The 1,697-nt window shown below is 67.1% G+C and carries 1 protein-coding gene; it reads right to left on the bottom strand.

Annotated elements, in window-relative coordinates; translation table 11 throughout:
* Positions 1-252: 252 nt before the first annotated feature.
* Positions 253-1,605 carry a DUF1254 domain-containing protein gene (locus EDF48_RS18935; RefSeq protein WP_131881980.1) on the bottom strand — a complete coding sequence of 451 codons (1,353 nt, stop codon included), beginning with the start codon at positions 1,603-1,605 and terminating at the stop codon, positions 253-255.
* Between the last annotated feature and the right edge of the window lie 92 nt (positions 1,606-1,697).

The raw sequence follows: 1,697 nt of genomic DNA, 5'->3' as shown, positions 1-1,697 counted from the left end.
CGATGGGTCACCGGGCACCCTTGAGCACGCGCAAGGGCCTAAGTGCTCCGCCATCAAGGTTCCCGGCGGTCAGGTGCCCGTTGACGGGGATCTTGATGCTGAGCGCCGTGATAGCCACGCACACGATGCGTGATCATGCGGCGGCGTCCCGTCGGCGCCGCTAACTGTGGTGTCCAGCGGGGATTGGAGATGTGGATGCGCTGGCAACTGCAATCTGGTGCGATTTACGCAAGACGGGGACGCGGACGGGACTTACCGTTCGGTGCGCACGATCGCGGGCGGGGTCCAGCGCCCGTCGAGGACCTCGTCGCCTGGCTCGTACATGCGCAGGACCGGACGGAATCGTCCCGCGGGGCTCGGCAACCAGTTCGCATCGGGCGAATCGGGCGGCTGGTGCGCGATGGTGATCGTGAGTGCACCGTCGGCGTCTTGGGCGACGTCCGGCGTGCGGTCGCCGATCGAGTAGCGGTTGATGGGGTTTGCGACGAGGAAGAAGTCTGGCACTCCGTACATCGTGAGTGACCAGAACGCGCCCACCGGTGGTGGTGGTGCGAGGCGGAAGGTGTACTCGTGCGTGCCGTCGAGCTGGTCGCCGTGATCGTCGACGAACGTCATCACGTAGGCCGCTTCGTAGGCGTGGTTACCCCACAACCCGCCGAGCGCAGCGCCGGCACGCTCGGCGTAGCGAAGGGTCGGATCCTCGATGCGGAACCGCTCGTCGTCGAGTGCGCCGACCTCGAAGAAGTCGAGGTTGTAGTCGAACACGTGCAGCGTCATCTTCCAGCCGTTCACCTGCGGGCTGGAGCCGGACTCGAGGATCTGCCGCAGTCGGGCCGAGGCCCCCTCGAGTGCGGACGTCAGGGCCGCCACGGCGTCGTCGGGCAAACCAACGTACGGCGACGCCGGCGAATTCACGCCGAGCCCCGCGAAGGACCGTTGCACTGCGGCGTCACGCGGCGCCGGCGGGAACTGCTGCGACCAGACGCGGAAGCGCTCGAGGAACGCCAGCGCGTCCGACACCTCCGGGTCGGGAACGGCCAGCCCGTGCGGTGCAGCATCAGGCGTGCGGGGAGTCAACGTCGTCGCGTCTTGGAGCGCGTGCACCGTCGGGAGGTCGGTGTCGCCGTCGACTGCCCACCGTCCGACGATGGAGGCAACCGCGGTCGGGAACCTGATGACCGTGTCGTCATCGTCAGGTTCGCCGTCCCAGTCCGGTGGCACGAGCAGGTAGTCGCCTGCGGCGGTGCCGGTGGCGCGGTGTCCGACGTAGGCGAAATTGTTCGTCCAGGCATCGACGAACTGCAGCACGTAGTACCGCCCCGCCGTGTCGGGCACGTGCAACGCCACCGGCCCGCTGCTGAGGTCGACTTGAGCCATCGAGTAGAGCGTGTCGTTGTTGATCGTCACGAAGGTGTCATCGGGGCCGGCAAGGGTCCGTCCGTGACTGAAGGTGTTGAACGCAGCGGCCGGTACCGCGCCGATGCCGTCCGTCGTGAACCGCAGCACCTGGAGCAGGTTGAACACCAATGGGAACCCGTAGATGTACGCGTTCGTGACGAGCTGCACATCGATCTCGCCTGTCAGGGGATCATTCGATTCGGCCATGCAGCTGAGTCCATCCGCCCAGCCCGCCGAGGTCGCCACCCAAAACAGGTGGTCTTCCGTGCGGCGGCCGCGCCGCTGGTCACAGGGAGCGC

Origin of the sequence: Curtobacterium sp. PhB191, assembly GCF_004346515.1 — a bacterium.
Classification (GTDB): Bacteria; Actinomycetota; Actinomycetes; order Actinomycetales; family Microbacteriaceae; genus Curtobacterium.
The sequence above is the reverse complement of the archived record's forward strand: the minus strand, read 5'-3'. Positions and strand labels throughout refer to the sequence as shown.